Origin of the sequence: Nisaea sp., assembly GCF_034670185.1 — a bacterium.
Taxonomy (GTDB): domain Bacteria; phylum Pseudomonadota; class Alphaproteobacteria; order Thalassobaculales; family Thalassobaculaceae; genus Nisaea.
Genome location: NZ_JAXMNY010000001.1, coordinates 1,398,079 through 1,419,291, shown reverse-complemented (window position 1 = coordinate 1,419,291; position 21,213 = coordinate 1,398,079). Strand labels below are relative to the sequence as shown.

Below are 21,213 nucleotides of genomic sequence, written 5' to 3'. Positions count from 1 at the left end.
CATCAAACGAGTTAATCTGTCAGATGGATTAGTTCAGCTAAATCATGTTGAGCCGTTTACCCCTGAATGGTCTGCGCTGCTTTGAAGCGGCGGCGCGGCATATGAGTTTTAAACTCGCGGCCGGTGAGCTGTTCGTGACGCCGGCTGCCATCAGCCAGCAGATCAAGGCTCTGGAGGCGGAGCTCGGCTGTTCCCTGTTCCTGCGGCGTCCGAGGGCGCTTGAGCTGACGCCTGAAGGCGCACGACTTGCCCCGGCCGTGCGGGAAGCCTTTTCCCGCCTGCTGTCAGCGGTTAACGACCTGAAGGAGCATGAGGAAGGACGCCCGCTGACAGTCAGCGTGCTGCCGTCCTTCGCCGTGAAATGGCTGATCCCGAGACTATCCAGATTCCGTATGCGCTACCCTGAAATCGATGTCCGGATTGCTGCCGAAGACCGCAAGGCGGACTTCGTCTCTGACGGGGTTGATGTGGCGCTGCGCCTCGGCGAGGGGAAAGAAGAGGGCGTCCACGTCCAGCAGATCATGACTGAGTGTATCTATCCTGTCTGCAGCCCCGAGGTGGCTGCGAGACCTCCAGGTCTGAAACGTCCGGAAGATCTGAAGCACTATCCATTGCTGCATGACGTGAACAGCTTTGCCGGCGAAACCTGGGCGCATTTTCTGGAGCATTTCGGCATCGAGGGTGTCGATGTGCGTCGGGGCGCTTTCTTCACACAGATGGACATGGTTCTGCAGGCTGCTATCGAAGGTCAGGGGGTGGCACTGGCTCGCTCGCAGCTGGTGACGGAGGATCTGCGCGCCGGGCGCCTGATCCGGCCGTTCGAGGTCGAGACACCGGCGCCGCTTGCCTATTACTTCGTCTGCCGGGAGGAATCCCTCCGTTCGAACAAGGTCTCCGTTTTCCGTGACTGGATTCTGGACGAGGTCCGGCGGGATGGAGACCCCGGAGACGCTGCCTGATGGCGGAGCGCGAACAATGGGGCACCCAGCTTGGCTTCATTCTCGCGACGATCGGATCAGCAGTCGGGATCGGGAATATCTGGCGCTTCCCGTATATTGCCGGTGAGAACGGCGGTGGCAGCTTTCTGCTGATCTATCTGGTGTGCGTGGTCCTGATCGGATTGCCGCTCGTGATTGCCGAGCTGGCAATAGGGCGCACGGCGCGTCTCGACACTGTATCAGCCTTTCCCGCCCTGGCACCGCGCAACCCCCTTCGGCATGCCGGCTGGGCTGCTGCCGTCACCGGGACCGTCATTCTGAGTTTTTATTCCGTCATCGCTGGCTGGACGTTCCGCTACTTCTACGTGGCCGTCAGCGGAGGGCTCTGGGAGGCGAGCGGTGCCGGTTATGCCGGGTATTTCTCCGGCTTCTCAGGACGCGTCATGGAGCCATTGCTCTGGCAGACAGGCGCAGTTTTGCTTGCGGGGGTTGTGGTCGCGCGCGGCATCGAGCATGGGATAGAGCGGCTGAATCGGTTCATGATGCCTGTGCTTGCGGTGATCATGATTGGCCTGGCGCTTTACGGTTTGTTCCGGCCCGACGGTGCTGCCGGGCTGACCTACATGTTTGCACTCGATCCGGCGGCTTTCTCCGACCCGGGCGTTTATGTCGCGGCTCTGGGACAGGCCTTCTTTTCCATAGGGGTCGGGATGGCCATTTTCATCACGTATGGCAGCTACATGAGGACCGATACACCGATTCTGAAATCGGCGGTTTATATTGTGATAGGCGACAGTCTTTTCGCTGTGCTCGCTGGTGTCGCGATTTTCCCGGCAGTCTTCGCGCATGGTCTCAATCCGGCGTCCGGACCCGAGCTTGCCTTTGTGGTGCTGCCGAGTGTTTTCGAGGAGCTCTATGGCGGGGCGATGTTGGCGCCCGCATTCTTCTTCCTTCTGGCGGCGGCAGGACTGACATCGATGATCTCCGTTCTGGAGGTCCCGGTCGCGGTCTGTATGGACCGTTTCGGCATATCACGGGCGATAGCGACCCGGGCGATGGTTACCGTCGTTCTCATTGTCGGATTTATTCCCGGCCTTAGCTTCAGCGTGCTGAAGGAGATCAAACTGGCGGGAAGGGATCTTTTCGAAGTCTTCGATCTTGTTGCATCATCGCTGCTGCTGCCGCTCAGCGGGCTTCTCGTCAGCCTTTTCGTCGGCTGGGGACTCTATCGTCGTGATGCACTGAGTTTTGCCGGGCTGGACGGCATATTAGGCGGAGTCTGGATCTGGTTGCTCAGAGCGGTCGTGCCAATCATGATCCTCTTGATTCTGATGAATGCTTTTCTCGGTGAATAGCCACCCCGTCATTCCAAGTGGCAGGGTATGCCTGCGCCGATATCGAAAAACTCCCGGCTTGTGATCTGTTGGACCTGGAGTTTGGGGTTGTCCGGGACAGCAGACATGCCTGGTTTTGCTCGCAGACTGAAGGAAAAGACCAGCTTGCGATTGTTCCTGAGATCAGAAATAGGAAGATCGATCGTCTGACGGGTCCAGGAGCTGCCTGACCGGGTCGTCGAACGCAGTGTTACGGACATTCCGACAGGTGTGTCGTGCAGGATGAATAATGCCCTGGACGCCGCTTCCCTGCGCGCTGGTTCAACCATGTCGAGGTAGTTCCAGCCGGTGATGTCTTCTTCATAATCCTCTGCCACGGCAGTACCGATCAGGCGAAGCCGAATGAGGTCTGGCGAAACAAGGTCGTGGATGACGATATAGGGGAGCAGGTGTTTGATGGCGCCTGGATCAATGTCCTCCCGTTCGGGGAGGTGCCGACCTTCGCGCAGGGAATGCCAATATGTGACAAAATCCATGCCCTCAGGTGTCAGGGATGGCGGCAGCGTCAGGCTGCTCACAGCAGGCTCCTGCATTTCAGGCGTCCGCTTTCCACTTGATCGAGCAGCCCATGCTGGCGATCTGCTCTTGCGGGCCGTGACCGGTCTCTGCCACCAGCTTCATGGCCTCGAACAGATCGCGCCGTGCACCTTCAACCGGTGAAGCTCTACTTTCGTCAAGACGCCCCCGATATTGCAAGCCGAGATCCGAATCGAAGCCGAAGAAATCTGGCGTGCACACTGCGTCGTAGGCGCGCGCAACCTGCTGGGTCTCGTCGATCAGATAGGGAAAGCTGAATTTATGCGTGGCGGCGAACCTGATCATGTTGTCGAAGGAATCCGCCGGATAGGCCTTCGCGTCGTTCGACATGATGGCGACCGAGGCAATGCCAAGAGAGGCAAGTTCCGCAGTATCCCGCGCAATTTTGCCCGCGATTGCCTTCACATAGGGGCAGTGATTGCAGATAAACATGATGAGCGTGCCGTTCGGGCCGCGAAGATCCGCAAGGCCATGTTCCGCACCGTCAATTCCCTTCAGCCGGAAGTCCGGCGCCGTCCAGCCGAAGTCGCAGATCTCGGTTTTTCTAAGGGCCATGATATGCCTCCCATGCTCGCGCTGTTGCGCTGCTCGTTAAGTGCAGCAGAAAGAACGCGTTCCGTCAAAGTCCGTTAACCATAAGCTGGAATTGACGAAGTGCGATACGCGGCGGGCATGCTCTATCATCGTGCCGTTGGCTCGCGATCGAATACGGGAAAGGACCCCGAATGCCTAAAAAGACATCCGATATCCTTGGGTACCACGCCCATGTTTATTTCGGCGCTGAGAGCGCAGAGTCGGCCCGTACACTCCGCGAGGCGATTGAGCAGCAGTTCGATATAGAAATGGGCCGGTTCCACGAGAAACCGGTCGGCCCGCATCCGCGGTACAGCTATCAGGTCGCGTTCAAACCGGAGCAGTTTGGGGAGATCATTCCCTGGCTGTCTCTCAATCGCGGTGACCTGACCGTCTTTGTGCATGCAGAGACGGGGGACGAGTTGGCGGATCACACCCAGCATGTGATCTGGCTGGGCCCGTCGGAAGATCTGAAAGTCAGCATGTTCGAGAAGTAACCGTGGGCGATGCTCAGGGCACCAGCCAACTTCCGGTCCCGAGCGCGGCGTCGAGGCGGTACCGCCGGTTGCCACTGCGTGAGAGTTGCAGGATATCGACTGTCTCGGCTGAGAAGGTAAGAACGTCGAAATTTTCGTAACCGGATTGAGAGACGGCCGGGTCGATGCCGTCACCGGCTGCGCTGATCGCCGATCCCGTCGGCAGGCTGGCCCGATAGTTCGGCCGGGTACTTGCCGGAAGCTCTGCCCAGATGGCTTCGCGCGCCGCATTGTCGGTGTTTCTGCCTATTGCCCCTTTGAGCCGCAATTGCAAACTCGCCTCATGGTCATAAAAGACCAGCATGGCTCCGTCGTTTGTCTCCAGTTCGGAGACTTTCTCAGCCCGGCTGTCCGTGTGCAGTATTGCTTGCCAGGCCACGGGATCTGCTGTTCGGAGAACCAGAATCCGGGCGTTGGGACTGCCGTCTCGCCCGATTGTCGCCAGGACGGGATAGCGGAATGGGGAATGCGGATTTCCCGGAGCGGCGGAGAAGAGTTCCGATGCCCGGCTGATCAGGACGTGCGCGTCCGGATCCAATTCCGGCCGTTCGCTCATTCTGCGGCTGCTTCCTGTTCCAGTGGCACTATTGGTGTCTGGTTCCGGACGAGGGAGAGGCTTGCGAGAGCGCAGCATGCTCCGACCATGACCGTCACCGCGAGCGCGATGAAGTCCGTATCGTTCTGGAAGTAGCCAACGGTAACGGTCGCGATGCCACCGAACACCATCTGCATGAAACCCATCAGGCCGGATGCCGCGCCCGCGATCAGCGGGTTGACGCTGACAGCACCGGCAATTGCATTGGGTTGGCTCATGCCATTGCCAAACGCAACCAGGGCAAAGGGCAGGAAAATCGCCAAAGCCGACAGAAACCCGAGCGTCGACAATGCGGTCAGAACCACTGCGCCCCCCATGGAGAAGCAACAGCCGAGCAGGATCATGCGATCAATGCCGAGCCGCCGCGATATACGGGTGGCAACGAAATTGCCGGAAATATAGGCCAGGGAAACGATAATGAAGAAGAATCCGTAGACATGCGGCGGGATTTTCAGGATCTCGATCGTTACGTAGGGAGCGGACGACAGGAAGGCGAAGAAGCAACCGATCGAGAATGATGTGTTCAGCGTATAGCCGAGATAGGCGCGCGATGTCAGCAGGGCGCCGTAGCTGCGGGCAAGACTGCGAACATCGATCCGCTCTGCACGGGCATGGTGCGTTTCATGCAGTGTCGGTATGGCATAAGCCAGAGCCGCGCCGCCCATGGCCGCAACGACATAGAAACCTGCGTACCAGCCAAATGCGCTATCCAGAAAGCCTCCGATAGCCGGACCAATCATGGGGGCAACGGCCATGGCCATGGTGATGAAGGCGATCACCGGGGCTGCTTCCTCGCGCTCATAAACGTCCCGCACGATGGCGCGCCCGAGGACCATGCCGGCACACCCGCCAAGAGCCTGGAAGATGCGGCCGGTTATCAGCCACTCGATGGAGCCCGCAAAGGCGCAGAGAAGACTGGCGAGCGTGTATATCGCCAGCCCGGCCAGCAAGGTCGGCCGGCGCCCGATCCGGTCAGAAATCGGCCCGTAGAGAAGTTGGCCGACGGCGATACCCGCGAGATACAGCGTCAGTGTGTATTGAACGGTATGATAATCGGTCCCGAAAATCGGCACGAGGCCCGGCATTGAGGGAACAAAAAGATTCAGGGCAAGGGGCCCGGTCGCTGTCGCGATAATGAGCACGAGAATTGGGGGAGCCTTGCGCTGGGCTGTCACTGGGTACCTGCTCTGATTCTGGTGCCGGGGAGGAAGATCCCAATGTAGTCCGGAAACCGAGCATAAATAGTGCAAATACGGCGGGTTACAATTCTCGATTTGTGCGAAAGAGCACCTGACTGTGATGTCGCCTTGGTTGACTGGATCGGTCCAAAGACTTAATTTGAAGTTTCGAATGGGCCCGGACAGAATTTCCGGTAATTAGGGATAAGAATGGTCTCTGGCGTCGAAACCAGTCTCATCATACGGGTAAACAGCACGATTTCCGCTGCTGGTTTGACCCCGCAGACCGATGAAGACAATCAGCAGAACACGCTCGACAGGACAGCTGCGCCGACGGCGGCAGGGCTGACGGGCGCGTCCGTGTTGAGGCCATTCGGCCCAGGAGCGCAGGCCGGCGGTGACGACGAGGGGGCTATTTCAGTCTCAGGTCTAAACGGCGTTTTGGCGCCTCGGAATATCGCCGCGGTTCAGGAAGAAAGCGGTAGCGAGGAAGAACAGCGTACTGCGATTGCGGAACCATCCGACCCGACTGCCGATGATGCCGAAGACGCGCAGGCGCAGGAAGCGGGGTCGGAAGAGGAAGAGGGCGCAAACGGTCTGACCGAAGAAGAGCAGGAGACCGTCGACGATCTGAAGCAGCGCGATGCCGAGGTGCGCCGCCATGAGCAGGCGCACAAAGCCGCCGGTGGCCAGTATGCCGGATCGATTTCCTATACGTATCAGGCCGGACCAGACGGGCGCCGCTATGCAGTTGGCGGTGAAGTGCCAATTGAGACCAGTCCTGTTGCCGGGGACCCGGACGCCACGATACGTAAGCTGCAACAGGTCCGTAATGCTGCACTTGCTCCGGCGGAGCCGTCGGCGGCGGATCAGGCGATCGCGGCCCAGGCCAGCCAGGGTATTCAGCAGGCCCGGGCGGAAAAGGCCCAGGAAGTGACAGAAGCTCTTGAGGAGCTCAATGGCGGCGGAGAGCAGGGTGGCGAAGCTGGAATCGCTTCGGAAACTGCAAATTCCGATTCAGGAGATGCACCCGGTGCGGCTGCTCCCGGTTTGAGCGGGCAAGGTCCTACGGAAAATGCTGGTCAGTCCTCTGGCGTGAGTGGCCGCCCGTTCGCTCCGGAGACGGTGTCACCGTTTGCAGGAACGAATCAAGCTGACGACAACGGGGCATTCTCGGTGACTTCCGGAAGTGCCTTCGGAGTTACGGCAGCGAACGAGGACAGTGATCGGGAGAACGGCTCTTCATTCTTCGAACGTGAAGGTCTGTCGCCGTTTGACTTCTCGCCGGTTCCGACTACATCCAGGCTGGATATTTCAATATAATCAAATAATTATTATTCTTTGTTCAAGCAATCTTTGAAGCTTTGTTCAGACTGATCCGGACTCTCGCTGCAGCTGACGAAGCGGTTGCGGCAGGTTCCGTAATCCGTGTCTTTTCCGACGAACCGGAGTTCCTCGCAAAAATCGAGATAGTGACGAGCGACAGTTTCGAACGTCTCGCTACGGCGTTTCTGGGTGACCTCAGGGCCACGGTTGAGCGGTGCGAGGTTCAGCATCTGGGCGATGGCCTCGTTCGCGCGTTTCAGCGGAATTTCTGCCTGTTCCATCTCGCCGGTTGCTGTCCAATAGCGGACATGCAGAGTCTCTCCGAGCATGAAATTGCGGAGGGGAGGTGGGACCTGACCTCGTTTCAAGGCGCCCCACAGAATGAACTGAACGCCCTTCTCGCTGATATCGTATAGCGTCGGCTTGAAGCCGACCTCCAACTCTTTCAGGGATTCGAGATTTACCGGGTCGTTTCCGTCTATCCAATAGGTCGGAAGCCGCTTTCGGCTGATCGTCTTTTCGACATGCCGGGGCATAATGAATTCGGCCCAGAGCGAATTATCGGCCCGTTTCATAAAGTGAAAGCGGTAACCGCGGCGCGACAGGATGCGGGCTTCGAGAATGGGGGCCTTTGTGATCGGATCCGTCAGGACCTCGATGTACCACTGAATGGTCTGGGCCCTGGCCGGGGTGGCTGCGACAAGAAACGAAACCAGCAACGCAAGCAGAAGGCCGGAGTGCCAGCCAGTACGGAAGAAGCATTTGTCCATACCGGTGCGCAATCCCTTCGTTGATCCGAATGATCCTTCTCACATAACACGTTACGGCAGAGGGCGCACGCGGCGGACTGGACCGGGTTCTGCTTGTAAAATATGCCGCCGGAAACTATTTTTTAAGACAGATGGTTTATTGGTGAGTGCATGAGTATTTCAGGTGCATTGAACACAGCGGTGAGCGGCATCCTAGCGGCGGGCAACCAGACCCGTAACGCAGCCAGCAATCTCGCGAATATCTCCAGCGTCGCGGTGCCGGCGGATGAGGTTCTGCGCCCGGGCCAGCCGATCCCCGAGACCAATGCCACAGGCGAGACGATCTTCCGTCCGACAGAGATTCAGTCCACTACGGCTGGTGCTGTCGGCGTGCGGACCCAGACCTCGCTTGTCGACCCGGCATCTTTTCCGATCTACGACCCGAGTGCTCCGGACGCGAATGCTGAAGGCATATCATCGGTTGCGAATGTGTCGATCGCCGACGAAACGGTGAATTTGATCCAGGCACAGCGTCAGCTCGAAGCAAATGTCGCCGTGCTTCGGACAGGCGACGAGCTCCTCGACGAAACTCTCGACATTCTCACTTAGAGCTCTGACTCGCCTAAAACGCCGGATTTTTCTCTAGAGCGTCTTTCAGGGCGTTAAGCATCGCATCGAAGGGCAGGCGCACACAGTCGTGCCGCGATTTAAAATCCCTGACGGGTGCAAAGCTCTCCAGCTCCGGCCAATCGAGATCGTCTTCCCGGGTTCCGGCCAGATACTCCAGGAACTGTTGCCGGACTGTCTCTAGCTCGCTCAGGCTCCGACCGGGAGCGTTCAGCCTGATCAAGGCGGCCGAGGCCTCGCATAATGCGCAGCCCTGAACCCGGTGGCCGACTTTGGATACTTTCCCGTTGCTCACTTTCAGATCGACGGTAACCCGGTCGCCGCAAAGCGGATTGTCGGCGCGCGCGGAGCCGTTGGCATCGTCAAGCCGCTGGTTGCCCCGGCCTTCCTTCGCCAGCCGCAGGATTTCCGCCTGATAAAGTGCGTCGCTCATCTTACTCCGCCTTCTCAAGCGTACCGCCGGCATCGGCCAGCATTTCCGGGGTGTCTATATCAAGGTGGACCGCATTGTCCGGAGCATCCACTTCGGCCACAAGATGCGCGAATTCCGCAAGCAGACCCCGTGCACCCTTGTCGCCTTCCAGTTCCTGCATTTCCTCGAAAAACCGATGATCCCACAGAATTGGATTGCCGCGCTTGCCGCCGTGCACCGGAACCACAATGGCGCGCCCTTCGGTCGGATCATAGGCCGCGATCAGGGCGTCCAGCATCTGCGCCGTGATGGTCGGCATATCGCCGAGACAGACAAGTGCGGCATCCGTGCCTTCTGGCAGTGCTGCAAAACCGACCCGTACGCTGGTGCTCATCCCGAGGGCGTATTGCGGGTTGTGGACGAACTCTGCATCCAGATCCGAGAGGGCTGCGCTGACCTTATCCGCCTCGTGGCCCGTCACAACGATGAGGCGGCCTGCCGTTGATGCAAGAATGGCTTCCGCCACCCAACGGACCAGAGGTTTGCCGTCCAGCGTGCTGAGCAGCTTGTTGGTAGGGCCCATGCGGGAGGATTGCCCGGCCGCCAGCAAAATGGCGGCGATTTCCGGGCGGCTCGCCGCCGGCTTTCTTGAGGCGGGCACTTTATCGGTTCGCTTGGCGCTGGCCCGTGGCAGGGGACGGTGTGGAACATCCTTCAGGAGGCCGCCGGCACCCATACGCATGATGTCGCGAGACTCAATTTCGAGGCCGGCGCAGAATCGCTGCAAGGCCCAGTCAAACCCGTTCAGCTTCGGCGAACGGGCACAGCCGGGCATGCCGATCACCGGAATCTTTCCAATACGTCCGATCAGCATCAGGTTGCCGGGATCGACCGGCATGCCGAAATGCAGGATCGTGCCGCCGATACTTTCAATGGCACTTGGAATGACATCTCGCCGATCGACAACGGCGGAGGCGCCGGAGACCAGGACCAGCTTCGGGTCAGCGGCAACGGCACGGCGCAGTGCATCGGTGAGAGACGCGTGATCGTGGTTGCAGCGGGCTTCCGAGATCAGTGTGGAGCCGAGAGCGCCCAGCCGGTCCGTGGTGACGCGGAGCGTACTGTCGAGCACGCTTTCCTTTGTGCCTGGCAGCCGGGACTGGATCATGATCGTGTCGCGCGGCTGGAACGGGGCCACCCGCAGGAGCGGCGTGCCCTGGCTTGCCAGAGCCTCGGCAATCTGAACGGGGCTTTCAGGCACGGCGAAGGGAATGATCTTCAGCGTGCCGATCATCTGACCCTGCGTTACGGCCTGGTAGGGCTGCACCAGGCCAAGCGTGATGGTCTCATCAACCAGATTGAAGCCGTCCAGGCGTTCCGGATAGTACAGGACAATGCCATCTGCTTCGGCGAACAGGTTCGCGCGCCCGGTAAAGGCCGGACCGACACGGACCTGAGTGCCACGGCAGGCGCCCGCCAGCAGATCCGCTGCTTTGTCCTCGGGAATGTCATTCTCTTCGAGACGGGCGCAGACGATCCGTTCGATACCGGCCGCTTTCAGTGCGGCAAGATCATCCGCATCCAAAACGCGGCCCTTCTTGAGGGCCCGGCCGTCCAGCCGCCGGCTATGCGCGAGAATTGCACCTTCGGCCTCTGCGACCGGAAGTTCGCCGAAATACATGCGTGCCTCAGGCCGCAGCTCGAAGCGGCTCGGTTCCGTGTTTGACGGCGGTCATCTCCGCCATCACTGAAATCGCAATCTCCGCGGGTGAAACAGCGCCGATCGGGAGGCCTGCCGGTCCATGGATGCGCCGGAAGTCGGCATCGGAGAAGCCTTCCTCCCGGAGCCGTTCGAGACGGCGTGCGTGAGTTCTCCTGCTGCCGAGGCAGGCGATATAGAAGGCATCGCTTTTCAGTGCGACATGCAACGCCGGATCGTCCAGCTTTGGATCGTGGGTCAGGGTAACGATGGCTGTCCGGCTGTCCGGCTTGAGGGATTCCATGGCCTCGTCAGGCCAGTCGTCGCTCAACTCTACGCCAGGGAACCGATCCTCGGTGGCAAATGAGGCGCGCGGGTCGATGATGGAAACAGCATAGCCGGAAAGCGTGGCCATCGGCGCCAGCAGCTGGCTGATGTGAACAGCGCCGACGATGATCATGCGCAGCGGCGGATTGTGGACGTGTGTGAAATGCGTGCCGTCCGCGCTGATGCCGCTGCGGTCGTCCCGCATGCGGGTACGTGCTTCGTCGATCTGTGCGTTCGAGAGGTCGAGCGCGCCCTCCGTGCCGGAAGGCGTAACCAATGTCTGCGCACCATCTTCCAGGCGCGTGACCATGGCGACGGGCGTCTTTTGCTCCCGGTGCGCCATCAGGGCGTCGAACAGCTCGGCTTGCATCTTATTGTCCTTCGATCCGTTCCACGTAAACTTTCACCTCGCCGCCACAGGCGAGCCCGACATCCCAGGCCTGCTCGTCGCTGACGCCGAAATCCAGTGTTCGGGGTTTGCCGTCCTGAATGGACTGCATGGCCTCGCGCACCACGGCGCCCTCGATGCAGCCGCCGGAAACCGAGCCGATCATGGCCCCGCTGTCGTCTATGGCGAGCTGACTGCCCACCGGGCGCGGGGAGCTGCCCCAGGTTTTGATAACCGTTGCCACCGCGATACGGCGCCCGTCGCGCCGCCATTCTGCGATCCGTCCAAGAATATCGTCCTGTTGTCCAGGATCGTATCTGTCCATAGCCGGTCTCCTTCCCATCAAGGACCTGTCCCAGGTCCATTCGCAGGAGAGGGGCTCCCTATGCCACCTCCGCCGCTTCGATCTCTGCCAGTTTCCCGAGCCAGCCTGACATGCCGCTCCGTCTTACTCCGGCAGGTTTTCCCAACAGCTCAGCGAGATCCTCAAGGCTGTCGAGCGAATGTACCGGCCGGAATTCGTCCACATGCGGCAACAAGGCCCGCACCCCCATTGATTTGGGGGCGAAGCCATCGTACCGCAACAGCGGGTTCAGCCAGATCAGCCTGCGACAGGACTTATGCAGTCGTTCCATTTCGGCACCGAGGCCCTTGCCGGCTTCCCGGTCGAGCCCGTCGGTAATGAGCAGGACGACCGCTCCCTGGGTCAAAACCCGGCGGGACCAGTCACGGTTGAAGTCCTGAAGGCTATGCCCGATCCGGGTACCGCCGGACCAATCCTCCACCGCACCGCTGATCTTGTCCAGCGCCTCGTCCACGTCCTTGTGTCGCAGATATCGGGTGACATTGGTGAGGCGCGTACCGAACAAGAACGTGTGGACCCGGTCCCGGTCGTTGGTCACGGCATGCATGAAATGCAGCAGCATGCGCGAATAGCGTGTCATCGAGCCCGAAATGTCGCACAGCACGACCAGCGGCGGCGGCCGCGTCCGGCGTTTCTTCAGTTGCAAAGGAATGCTGTCGCCGCCCGAGCGTAGTGCTTGGCGCAGGGTCGCGCGCAGATCGACCTTGTCGCCGTAGCGGCTCGGTGAGAAACGGCGGGTCGGAATGTCTGCCAGCGGCAGGTGCATTTTCTCGATGGCGCGATGCGCGGCGCGGATTTCCTCCGCGCTCATCTTCTCGAAGTCCATGCTCTGCAGCAGTTCCTGCTCGGAATAGGTCATCACCGCGTCGAGCTGGATTTCCTGTTCGCTGTCCTCGTCCGGCGCACTGCTCTCGGTGCCGGTTTCCTGCTGCTGGCTCAGTGCCTCGGCGACTCGGCGACTGATCTGTTCTGCCTCGTCTTCGCTGCCGTCAGTTGCCAGTTTCATTTCCGGCAACACCATCTGCATCATTTTCTCGAGGATGCGCGGATTACGCCAGAAGATGTGGAAAGCCTGATCGAAGATCTCGCGCTGGTCCCGCCGGTTCACGAACACCGCATGCAGGGCCCAATAGAAGACCGTCCGGTCGGTGATGCCAACTGTGCGCACCGCCTCAATGGCGTCGAGCACTTTGCCAGGGCCGACAGGCAGTCCCGCCGCGCGGAGAACGCGGGCAAAGAAAAGGATATTGTCGACCAATTTGCCGCCCGGGCCTTCCGGTGTTTCCGGAAGGGAGGTGCGGTCTTCGGGCGGTTCTTTTTCGTCGAGCGGCGCCATGGGCGTCCTAACCGGCCATCGCCAATTCGCTGCGCACCTGCGTGAGAATGCGATTGGCCTCGCTGCCCTGAATTTTCTGGATATCGTCCTGATACTTCAGCAGCACACCGAGGGTGTTGTCGATGGCGGCCGGATCGAGTGCCAGATAATCGAGTTGCACCAGCGCATGGGTCCAGTCGATGGTCTCGGCAACGCCGGGCTGCTTGAACAGGTCCATCTTGCGCAGCTCGTGCACGAACGCGACGACCTGGGCACTCAACGCTTCCGGTGCACCGGGGGCCTTCTTGCGCAGGATTTCCAGCTCGCGCTCGGCATTCGGATAGTCGACCCAATAATAGAAACAGCGCCGCTTCAGGGCGTCATGGATTTCGCGGGTCCGGTTCGAGGTGATGATGACGATCGGCGGCTCTTCCGCCTTGAAGGGACCGATTTCCGGGATGGTCACCTGATAGTCGGACAACACTTCCAGCAGGAAGGCCTCGAACGGCTCGTCGGTTCGGTCCAGCTCGTCGATCAGCAGCACCGGAGCGCCGCCCTCGGTTTTTTCCAGCGCCTGCAGGATCGGGCGCTTGATCAGGAATTCGTCCGAGAACAGATCGGCTGCCAGCGCTTTCCGGTCGGTGCCGCCTTCGGCCTCGGCCATGCGGATTTCCAGCATCTGCCGTGAATAGTTCCACTCATAGACGGCAGAGGAGACGTCGAGCCCCTCGTAGCATTGCAACCGGATCAGCTTCCGCCCCAGTGTTTCCGACAGGACCTTCGCGATCTCGGTCTTGCCGACACCTGCCTCGCCCTCAAGGAACAGTGGCCGCTTCAGTTGCAGCGCCAGGTGCAGAGCGGTTGCGAGCGGCGTGTCGGCGACATACTGGCCCTCGGCAAGCAGGGAAAGCGTGTCGGCCACGGAAGCGGGAATCGAAACGGTCATGAACAGGTCCGGATCATTGAGCAGTGATGGTCTTCAGATAGCATGCACCAAAGGGTGATTAAAGGGCAGGGCCGATGCACCGGTTCGATGCTCCCGCGGAACGGATCTGCGCTTACGCTCCCTGTTTGACAGCGCCTGTTGCGATCAGGGTTTCAATCCCGGCGGTGGCAAGGCCCGCCTCGCTCAGGATTTCCGCGCTGTGCTCGCCGAGGCGCGGGGCGCCGAGCCGGTAGCTCGCGGGTGTGTCTTCGAACCGGATCGGCTGGCCGACCATACGGATCGGCCCTTCGCTCGGATGCTGGAACAGCGGCCAGAAGCCGATTTCATCAAGGTGCGGGTCCTGCAGCAGGGCCTCGGTGCCGAGCACAGGCATGGCCGGCACGTCGATCTCGCTGAACAGGGCAAGCCATTCGGCAGAGCTGCGGGTCGGCGTGGTCTCTGCAACGATCTCGTAGAGTTTGCCGATATTGCGGGACCGTTCGGCCGGATCGGTGACCCAGCTTTCGGAGGTGATATCTCCGCGGCCGATGGCGTTGAGATAAGACGTCCAGTGCCTTGTCGTATAGGGCAGCAGGGCGACGTGCCCGTCACTGGTGCGGTAAGGTTTGCGATGCGGGGCGAGTACGCGATCGTAGCCGGTTGTGCCGAGGGGGGGCTCGAAGCTCGCGCCCTGAAGATGCTCGACATGCATGAAGGCAACGAGGCTTTCGAACATGGGGACTTCGACGAACTGGCCCTTGCCGGTGCGTCCGCGTGCCACCAGCGCCATGGTAATGGCGGAGAGGCACATCAGGCCGGTGACCTTGTCCGCCAGAACGGTGCGGCTATAGGCCGGGGCACCGTCGGCCCGTTCATGCAGGGCGGCAAGGCCGCAAGCGGCCTGGATGATGTCGTCATAGGCGGGGCGGCCGGCATAGGGGCCGTTCTCGCTGAAGCCGTAGGCGCCGCAAAAGATCAGCCCCGGATTGAGCGGCTTCAGGTCCTCATATGAGAGGCCGAGACGGCGCATGGCGCCGGGTCTGATCGAGCAGACCAGCACATCCGCTTCCGGCACCAGTTTGAGGAATGCGTCCCGCGCGGCGGCATTTTTAAGGTCAATGCTGAGGGAGCGCTTGTTACGGTTCACATTCATGAAGACCGCACCCATCCCGGGTGTCCTGAAAGGCGTCACATTGCGCGTGATGTCCCCATCGAGCGACTCGACCTTGATGACATCGGCGCCCATGTCGCCCATGATCTGCGTCGCATAAGGTCCGAGCAGGACCGATGTCAGATCCAGCACCCTGAGCCCCGCAAGAGGCCCGGCGGCAAGTTCACCAGCCATTTTGATCAATTTTCCCGAGAAGAACAGTGACAGACGCACCGATCATAGAGACCGGATACCAAAACCTGAACCCTGTCGAGGAGGCCGTCTCGCAGCGCCGCTCCGTTCGGGCTTTCCTGCCAGACCCGGTATCCGAGGAAACGATTGCTCGCATCCTCTATCTCGCTGGCCGGGCGCCAAGCGGGACCAACATGCAGCCCTGGAAGGTCGAAGTCGTCACCGGGAGTGCCCGTGACGCGCTGTGCGCGGACCTAGTGGAAGCGCATCATGAAGGCGGATACAGTGGCGAGTATCAGTATTATCCGAAAGAGTTTTTCGAGCCGTTCAAGGGACGCCGTCGCGCCGTCGGCTGGGCGCTTTACGGGTTGCTTGATATCAAGAAGGGAGATTTCGAGAAGACCCAGGCGCAGCATGCCCGGAACTTCACCTTCTTCGATGCGCCGGTTGGCCTGATCTTCACCATCAACCGCGGGCTGGAAATTGGCAGCTGGCTCGATTTCGGCATGTTTATGCAGAACGTCATGGTGCTGGCCCGCAGCCACGGGCTGGAAACTTGCCCGCAGGCCGCTTTTGCCACCTTCCACAAGGTGATCCGGAACCATGTTCCGATTGGCGAAGAGGATGTGGTCGTGGCTGGCATGGCGCTCGGCAAGGCGGATTGGTCGAAGATTGAGAACACACTCATTACGGAGCGTGTGCCTCTTGAGGATTACGTCCGCTTTCATCGCGGCTAAACTCATTTCAACTGAAACGAATAAAATCCGGAGGAACGTTCATGGATTTCCAGCTGACGGACGAGCAGCGCGAATTGCAGGAGGCGGCGCGCAGCTTTGCGACGCAGGAAATGACGGAAGTCGCCCGCGAGCTGGAGGAAAAGGACGAGGCACCGTCCCGTGAGCATATCAAGCGCTATGCGGAGATGGGCTTCCTCGGGATCAATGTGGCGGAAGAATATGGCGGGCTCGGCCTCGGCAATCTGGAAGCGCTGATCGTTCTGGAGGAATTCGCCAAGGTTTCTCCGGCCGTTGCCTTTCCGATCTTCGAATCCTCCGTCGGGCCCTGCCGTGCGGTCGAGCATTTTGCCTCCTCGGAATTGGCAAAGCAGGTGTTGCCCAAGGTCTGCGCCGGTGAGCTGACCGTCGCCGTTGCCATGTCGGAGCCTGATGCGGGTTCGGCGCTGACCGACCTGAAGACACGAGTGAAGGAAGAGGGCGGCAAGCTGATCCTGAACGGTCAGAAACGCTGGTGCTCCGGGGGTGGCCATGCGGAGGCTTATGTGGCCTATTGCAAGATGTCCGATGCGCCCGGCGCCAAGGGGATTGGCGCTGTTTATGTAGAGAAGGGAATGCAGGGTGTCAGCTTCGGGGAGCGGGAACGGCTGATGGGCTTCCGCGGTATCCCGAGCGCGGACATCTTCTTCGACAATGTCGAGATCCCGAAAGAGAACGTTATCGTTCCGGCGGGAGGCTTCCGCCAGCTTATGGAAGCGTTCGATCTGGAGCGCTGCGGCAACGCCACCATGTGCCTCGGCATCGCATCGGCCGCCTTCGAAACCGCGCTTTCCTATACCCAGGAACGCAAAGCCTTCGGCAAGGAGCTGGTGGAGTTCCAGGCGGTGCAGATGAAGCTCGCCGAGATGGCCATGCGGGTCGAAGCATCGCGCTTGTTGATTTACCGTGCGGCCAAGAACGCCGAGGACGGCTTGCCGTCCGTGCTGGATTCAAGCCTCGCCAAATGTTTCGCCAACGAGATCGTCCGCGATGTTGCTGGCTCGGCCCTGCAGGTCATGGGAGCTTACGGCTATTCCAAGTCCTACGGCATGGAACAGCGTTTGCGCGACGGTTGGGGCTGGGGCATTGCCGGTGGCGCCATCGATATCCAGAAGGTGAATATCGCAGCCGCTCTTGTCGGGCGGCGGTTTAACCAGCGGGCCTGAGCCAGGGAGACAGCGCGTGACCAAACTTAAGCCGGGCCTCGTTTGGGGGGATGATTACAAGACGCTGGTGTCTGCCTGCAAGGCCGGTGGTTACGCGCTGCCCGCAGTCAATGTGACCGGCACGAACTCGCTGAATGCTGTGATTGAAGCGGCAGCGAGAAACCGGTCCGATGTCATCGTGCAGCTGTCGAACGGCGGCGCCGGCTTCTTCGCAGGGAAGGCCTTGCAGGATGGCCACCTTGCCATGGTGCTCGGTGCCGTCTCGGCCGCGCGCCATGCCGCGCTTCTGGCAGAACATCTGGGTATCTGTGTTGTGCTTCATACCGATCATGCCAATCGGAAGCTCATCCCTTGGGTTGAAGACCTGGTCACTCATAGCGAACGCAATATCGAGCTCACGGGGAAGCCGCTCTTTTCCTCGCACATGCTCGATCTGTCCGAGGAGCCCATTGAGCAGAACCTTGATGCCTGCGCCTCTCTGTTGCCCCGCATGACAAAGGCGGGCATCGCACTGGAGATGGAGCTCGGCGTCACGGGAGGCGAGGAGGACGGCATCGGCCAAGATCTCGATCAGGTCGACAATGCCAAGCTCTACACCCAGCCGGAGGACGTGCTGCTTGCCTATGAGCGGTTACATCCACTCGGGGTTATTTCCGTGGCTGCCTCTTTTGGCAATGTGCATGGCGTTTACAAGCCGGGGAATGTGCAACTCCGGCCGGAAATTCTGCGTGCGTCACAGGATCTCTTAGCCGCGCGGAAGGGGCTTGAGCGCAATCCGCTCGACCTGGTGTTTCACGGTGGCTCAGGTTCGGGTATTGCGGATATAAGGGCCGCGATCTCGCATGGTGTGTTCAAGATGAACATCGATACCGATACCCAGTTCGCATTTGCCGAGGCCGTCGGCGCTTATGTCGAGGCGAACAGTGCCGCCTTCAAGCATCAGATCGGCCCCGTGAGCGGCGAGCCTTACAAGAAGCTCTATGACCCCAGGAAATGGCTGCGCTCCGGCGAGCAGGGCATCGTTGCGCGTCTTGACCAAGCGTTTGAGGAGCTTGGCTCTGGCGGGAGGAGTGTCGCTGGTTAGGTATGTGGAGGTTTGAGCCGAATATGAGGTCGATTTTCATTCGGCTGAGAGAACAAGAGCTATGCCAGACCGAGTTCTGGACGCGGGTCACAAATGGGCGCAATAGCTGATACAAATCAATTGCGGCTGTATTCTTGGCTGTTAGCCTCGTAACCTTATCGTTTCGTTCAGTATTGGCGTTATGCCTCTTCTGATCAGGGGGAGCATGTCGTCAAGTGAGGAGAAGGCTGCAGTGAAGATCAGTACACAAAAAGACTTCGAACAAACACTGACGCATGCCATTTCGTCTCTTCATCCGATAATCGCGATCCGCTCATTCGAAGAAAACCGTGTGATCGACAGTATCGAGCGGGTCGCGATCAACGAGAAATGCGACGTCATTTTCTGGTCTTGTACCCGTGGCATTCACATGGAACGGATCGGGACAATTTTGAAGCGGTCCGAGAAAACGCCTCCATTTCTGCCTAAATCCGGTCAAAACGCGGATGTGATGACGGCGATTGAGGTGCTTGAAAGGAAGCTTGATCATGATCGGGAGAAAAAAGGGTCCGAACGCCGCAAGACGTTTCTCGTTCTGCTCGATGCTTCACCCTACCTGATTGAGCGTCAGAATAACCCGGCGCACCGACGACGGCTCCGCGACTTCGCGCTGCAAAGCCGGCTTTCTGCGAAAAACGGCGTCATTATGCTCGTGTCTGCCGACGGAGAGCTGACTCAGGAGCTAGAAAAGGAAATCCTGCACCTCGAATTTCCGTTACCCACCAAAGAGGAAATCAAGGTCTGGGTGGACGACATTCTGGAACGCCTGGAAGCGTCGTCGGCTATCAAGGTCGAAGAGGATATCGACTTTCTGAAAGAAGCGGTTGTGAATGCCGCCAGCGGCCTGACGATGTACGAAATTCGCAACGCGCTTTCCGATGCCCTTGTCGATGACAGAAAACTGTCGAAAGAAGATATCCAGGGGATCTACCGGCTCAAGCAGGATGTCGTGAAAAAGAGCGGTATCCTCGAATATATCGATACCACGGACTGGTCGATGAACGATGTCGGCGGTCTCGATAACCTGAAGGAATGGCTGCGAAAACGTGCTCTTGCCTCAAGTGAGAAAGGGCATGACTTCGGCATTTCGGCACCGAAAGGGGTTTTGCTGACCGGGGTTCCCGGATGCGGCAAGTCCCTCGCGGCGAAATGCACCTCAACCTCCTGGGGCATTCCGCTTATCAAGCTCGACATGGGACGGGTCTATGCATCCCTTGTCGGTGCTTCGGAACAGCATATCCGGCATGCGATTTCGATCTGCGAGGCTGTAGCGCCCTGCGTGCTCTGGATCGATGAAATCGAGAAGGGATTGCCGCGCAATCGGGGGCATGTGGGGGACAGCGGTGTGTCCCTGCGGGTCCTGGCCACCTTCCTGACCTGGTTGCAGGAGAAGACAGCTCCTGTTTTTGTTATCGCGACTGCTAACGAGACAGTCCTTTTACCGCCGGAAATTCTGCGCAAGGGACGATTTGACGAGGTGTTCTTCATCGATCTTCCGAACGCGGAAGAGCGGACGGAAATCTTCAAGATTCACATGAAGAGGATGGGGCACGATCCGGACAGCTATGACCTCGAAAAACTGACAGCACTGACGGGCCGGGACGAGTCTTCCGGCGAAGGCGGGTTCAGCGGTGCTGAAATCGAAGCTGTTGTGCGAGAAGCGCTGATCGCTGCGTTTTCCGAAGCCGTTGAACTGGACAGGGAGCCGCGTCTGGAACAAAAGCACCTCGAAATGGCGGTGCTGGCGACAAGGCCTCTGTCGGTGACAAGAGCCGAGGAGATTACTGAACTGCGTCGTTGGTCGGACCAGCGTGCGGTTCCCGCGACCGGCTCTCTCGTTGAGCCTCCATTACCTTTCCCTTTCGAGGAAAAGCTGATGGATCTCCTTCAGTCCGGCCGCCCGGAAAAGCCCCAGACCGACAAGACTCAGGTGAAATCGCGGAAATAGGCGATCGTCTTTTCAAGCCCTGAGCGGAGATCTACTTTCGGCTCCCAGCCGAGCAGTGTTCTGGCCTTCGTAATATCGGGCTGGCGCTGCATCGGGTCGTCCTGGGGCAGCGGGTGGTAGGTGATGCCGTTCTTGCCGCCGACCAGTTCCGTCACCGTCTCGGCCAGCTGTTTCACCGTCATCTCCGACGGATTGCCGAGATTGATCGGGCCCGTAACGCTGTCCTCGCTGTCCATCAGCCGGATCAGGCCCTCGACCAGATCGTCGACAAAGCAGAAAGACCGGGTCTGGCTGCCGTCGCCGTATAGTGTCAGGTCCTCGCCACGCAGGGCGGAGAGCACGAAGTTGGAGACCACGCGGCCGTCATTCGGATGCATGCGCGGGCCGTAGGTATTGAAGATCCGGGCGACCTTGATGCGGAGCTTGTGCTGGCGCAGATAGTCGAAGAACAGGGTCTCGGCGCAGCGCTTGCCTTCGTCATAGCAGGCCCGGATGCCGATGGTGTTCACGTTGCCCCAGTATTCTTCGGTCTGGGGATGCACTGTGGGGTCGCCGTAGACTTCTGACGTCGAGGCCTGCAGCACCTTGGCCTTCACCCGTTTAGCCAAGCCCAGCACGTTGATAGCGCCGATCACGCTGGTCTTGGTGGTCTGTACCGGGTCGCGCTGATAGTGGATAGGTGAGGCCGGACAGGCGAGATTATAGATCTCGTCTACCTCGACATAGAGCGGGAAGGTGATGTCGTGCCGCATCAGCTCGAAATTCGCGTGATCGAGCAGATGGGCCACATTGTGCCGCATGCCTGTGTAGAAATTATCGACACAGAGAACGTCGTCGCCGCGCTCCAGCAGGCGTTCGCAGAGGTGGGAGCCGACAAAGCCGGCACCTCCGGTTACAAGAACGCGCTTCGGGACTGTTTTCATGGGTCGACCGCCGAACTGTCACGTAAAAAGCATATCTCCATGATCTGCATACCGC

At 59.6% G+C, this 21,213-nt stretch carries 22 protein-coding genes; 9 read left to right on the top strand and 13 right to left on the bottom strand.

Annotated elements, in window-relative coordinates; genetic code table 11:
• The first annotated feature begins 44 nt into the window (after positions 1 to 44).
• Together gcvA and VOI22_RS06730 are read left to right on the top strand one after the other, a co-directional pair.
• Entirely contained in the window at positions 45 to 959 is a 915-nt protein-coding gene (gene gcvA / locus VOI22_RS06735) for a transcriptional regulator GcvA (RefSeq protein WP_323795766.1), read from the top strand.
• Positions 959 to 2,293, top strand: coding sequence for a sodium-dependent transporter (locus VOI22_RS06730; RefSeq protein ID WP_323795765.1), 1,335 nt, complete (start codon positions 959 to 961; stop codon positions 2,291 to 2,293). The genes gcvA and VOI22_RS06730 overlap by 1 nt, the downstream gene beginning before the upstream one ends.
• An 8-nt stretch (positions 2,294 to 2,301) precedes the next feature.
• Here VOI22_RS06730 and VOI22_RS06725 read toward each other — a convergent pair whose 3' ends face one another.
• Together VOI22_RS06725 and VOI22_RS06720 are read right to left on the bottom strand one after the other, a co-directional pair.
• Positions 2,302 to 2,850 (bottom strand): PAS domain-containing protein, encoded by a 549-nt coding sequence (locus VOI22_RS06725; protein ID WP_323795764.1) that lies wholly within the window; start codon positions 2,848 to 2,850, stop codon positions 2,302 to 2,304.
• Between the two features lie 16 nt (positions 2,851 to 2,866).
• Positions 2,867 to 3,424: a thioredoxin family protein gene (locus VOI22_RS06720; protein ID WP_323795763.1), complete on the bottom strand. Its 558-nt coding sequence runs from the start codon at positions 3,422 to 3,424 to the stop codon at positions 2,867 to 2,869.
• 170 nt (positions 3,425 to 3,594) lie between these two features.
• Here VOI22_RS06720 and VOI22_RS06715 point away from each other — a divergent pair, with 170 nt between their 5' ends.
• Positions 3,595 to 3,939, top strand: a complete 345-nt coding sequence (locus tag VOI22_RS06715) for a DOPA 4,5-dioxygenase family protein (protein ID WP_323795762.1) — start codon at positions 3,595 to 3,597, stop codon at positions 3,937 to 3,939.
• A gap of 13 nt (positions 3,940 to 3,952) precedes the next feature.
• Here the strand turns inward: VOI22_RS06715 and VOI22_RS06710 are convergent, their stop codons facing one another.
• Both VOI22_RS06710 and VOI22_RS06705 read right to left on the bottom strand, forming a co-directional pair.
• The gene (locus VOI22_RS06710) at positions 3,953 to 4,534 is read right to left on the bottom strand and encodes a pyridoxamine 5'-phosphate oxidase family protein (RefSeq protein WP_323795761.1); all 582 of its coding nucleotides are present in this window, start codon (positions 4,532 to 4,534) and stop codon (positions 3,953 to 3,955) included.
• On the bottom strand, positions 4,531 to 5,748 hold the full coding sequence (locus VOI22_RS06705; RefSeq protein WP_323795760.1) for a multidrug effflux MFS transporter: 1,218 nt from the start codon (positions 5,746 to 5,748) through the stop codon (positions 4,531 to 4,533). The genes VOI22_RS06710 and VOI22_RS06705 overlap by 4 nt, the downstream gene beginning before the upstream one ends.
• A 213-nt stretch (positions 5,749 to 5,961) precedes the next feature.
• Here VOI22_RS06705 and VOI22_RS06700 point away from each other — a divergent pair, with 213 nt between their 5' ends.
• Complete coding sequence (locus tag VOI22_RS06700; RefSeq protein WP_323795759.1) at positions 5,962 to 7,074, top strand: putative metalloprotease CJM1_0395 family protein; 1,113 nt, start codon at positions 5,962 to 5,964, stop codon at positions 7,072 to 7,074.
• An 11-nt stretch (positions 7,075 to 7,085) separates the two neighbouring features.
• Here VOI22_RS06700 and VOI22_RS06695 read toward each other — a convergent pair whose 3' ends face one another.
• A complete protein-coding gene (locus tag VOI22_RS06695; RefSeq protein ID WP_323795758.1) occupies positions 7,086 to 7,847 on the bottom strand; it encodes a hypothetical protein in 762 nt (253 codons plus the stop codon).
• Between the two features lie 150 nt (positions 7,848 to 7,997).
• Here VOI22_RS06695 and VOI22_RS06690 point away from each other — a divergent pair, with 150 nt between their 5' ends.
• Entirely contained in the window at positions 7,998 to 8,435 is a 438-nt protein-coding gene (locus VOI22_RS06690) for a flagellar basal body rod protein FlgC (RefSeq protein WP_323795757.1), read from the top strand.
• 13 nt (positions 8,436 to 8,448) lie between these two features.
• Here the strand turns inward: VOI22_RS06690 and VOI22_RS06685 are convergent, their stop codons facing one another.
• The 7 genes from VOI22_RS06685 to VOI22_RS06655 form a co-directional block, all read right to left on the bottom strand.
• Positions 8,449 to 8,886: an iron-sulfur cluster assembly scaffold protein gene (locus VOI22_RS06685; protein WP_323795756.1), complete on the bottom strand. Its 438-nt coding sequence runs from the start codon at positions 8,884 to 8,886 to the stop codon at positions 8,449 to 8,451.
• Between the two features lies 1 nt (position 8,887).
• Positions 8,888 to 10,546 carry a molybdopterin-binding/glycosyltransferase family 2 protein gene (locus tag VOI22_RS06680; protein ID WP_323795755.1) on the bottom strand — a complete coding sequence of 553 codons (1,659 nt, stop codon included), beginning with the start codon at positions 10,544 to 10,546 and terminating at the stop codon, positions 8,888 to 8,890.
• A gap of 7 nt (positions 10,547 to 10,553) precedes the next feature.
• Positions 10,554 to 11,261 carry an XdhC family protein gene (locus VOI22_RS06675; RefSeq protein ID WP_323795754.1) on the bottom strand — a complete coding sequence of 236 codons (708 nt, stop codon included), beginning with the start codon at positions 11,259 to 11,261 and terminating at the stop codon, positions 10,554 to 10,556.
• A gap of 1 nt (position 11,262) precedes the next feature.
• On the bottom strand, positions 11,263 to 11,604 hold the full coding sequence (locus VOI22_RS06670; protein ID WP_036553111.1) for an XdhC family protein: 342 nt from the start codon (positions 11,602 to 11,604) through the stop codon (positions 11,263 to 11,265).
• Between the two features lie 58 nt (positions 11,605 to 11,662).
• The gene (locus tag VOI22_RS06665; RefSeq protein ID WP_323795753.1) at positions 11,663 to 12,979 is read right to left on the bottom strand and encodes a VWA domain-containing protein; all 1,317 of its coding nucleotides are present in this window, start codon (positions 12,977 to 12,979) and stop codon (positions 11,663 to 11,665) included.
• Between the two features lie 7 nt (positions 12,980 to 12,986).
• Positions 12,987 to 13,904, bottom strand: a complete 918-nt coding sequence (locus VOI22_RS06660; RefSeq protein ID WP_323795752.1) for a MoxR family ATPase — start codon at positions 13,902 to 13,904, stop codon at positions 12,987 to 12,989.
• A 112-nt stretch (positions 13,905 to 14,016) separates the two neighbouring features.
• Complete coding sequence (locus tag VOI22_RS06655; protein WP_323795751.1) at positions 14,017 to 15,228, bottom strand: CoA transferase; 1,212 nt, start codon at positions 15,226 to 15,228, stop codon at positions 14,017 to 14,019.
• Positions 15,229 to 15,254: 26 nt separating this feature from the next.
• Between VOI22_RS06655 and VOI22_RS06650 the strand changes: the two genes are divergently transcribed.
• From VOI22_RS06650 to VOI22_RS06635, 4 genes are all read left to right on the top strand, one after another.
• Positions 15,255 to 15,962, top strand: coding sequence for a nitroreductase (locus tag VOI22_RS06650; protein WP_323795750.1), 708 nt, complete (start codon positions 15,255 to 15,257; stop codon positions 15,960 to 15,962).
• A 41-nt stretch (positions 15,963 to 16,003) separates the two neighbouring features.
• A complete protein-coding gene (locus VOI22_RS06645) occupies positions 16,004 to 17,164 on the top strand; it encodes an acyl-CoA dehydrogenase family protein (RefSeq protein WP_323795749.1) in 1,161 nt (386 codons plus the stop codon).
• A 16-nt stretch (positions 17,165 to 17,180) separates the two neighbouring features.
• Entirely contained in the window at positions 17,181 to 18,248 is a 1,068-nt protein-coding gene (gene fbaA, locus VOI22_RS06640; protein WP_323795748.1) for a class II fructose-bisphosphate aldolase, read from the top strand.
• A 232-nt stretch (positions 18,249 to 18,480) separates the two neighbouring features.
• The gene (locus tag VOI22_RS06635; protein WP_323795747.1) at positions 18,481 to 20,235 is read left to right on the top strand and encodes an AAA family ATPase; all 1,755 of its coding nucleotides are present in this window, start codon (positions 18,481 to 18,483) and stop codon (positions 20,233 to 20,235) included.
• Here VOI22_RS06635 and VOI22_RS06630 read toward each other — a convergent pair.
• The gene (locus VOI22_RS06630) at positions 20,214 to 21,158 is read right to left on the bottom strand and encodes a UDP-glucuronic acid decarboxylase family protein (protein WP_323795746.1); all 945 of its coding nucleotides are present in this window, start codon (positions 21,156 to 21,158) and stop codon (positions 20,214 to 20,216) included. The genes VOI22_RS06635 and VOI22_RS06630 overlap by 22 nt on opposite strands.
• Between the last annotated feature and the right edge of the window lie 55 nt (positions 21,159 to 21,213).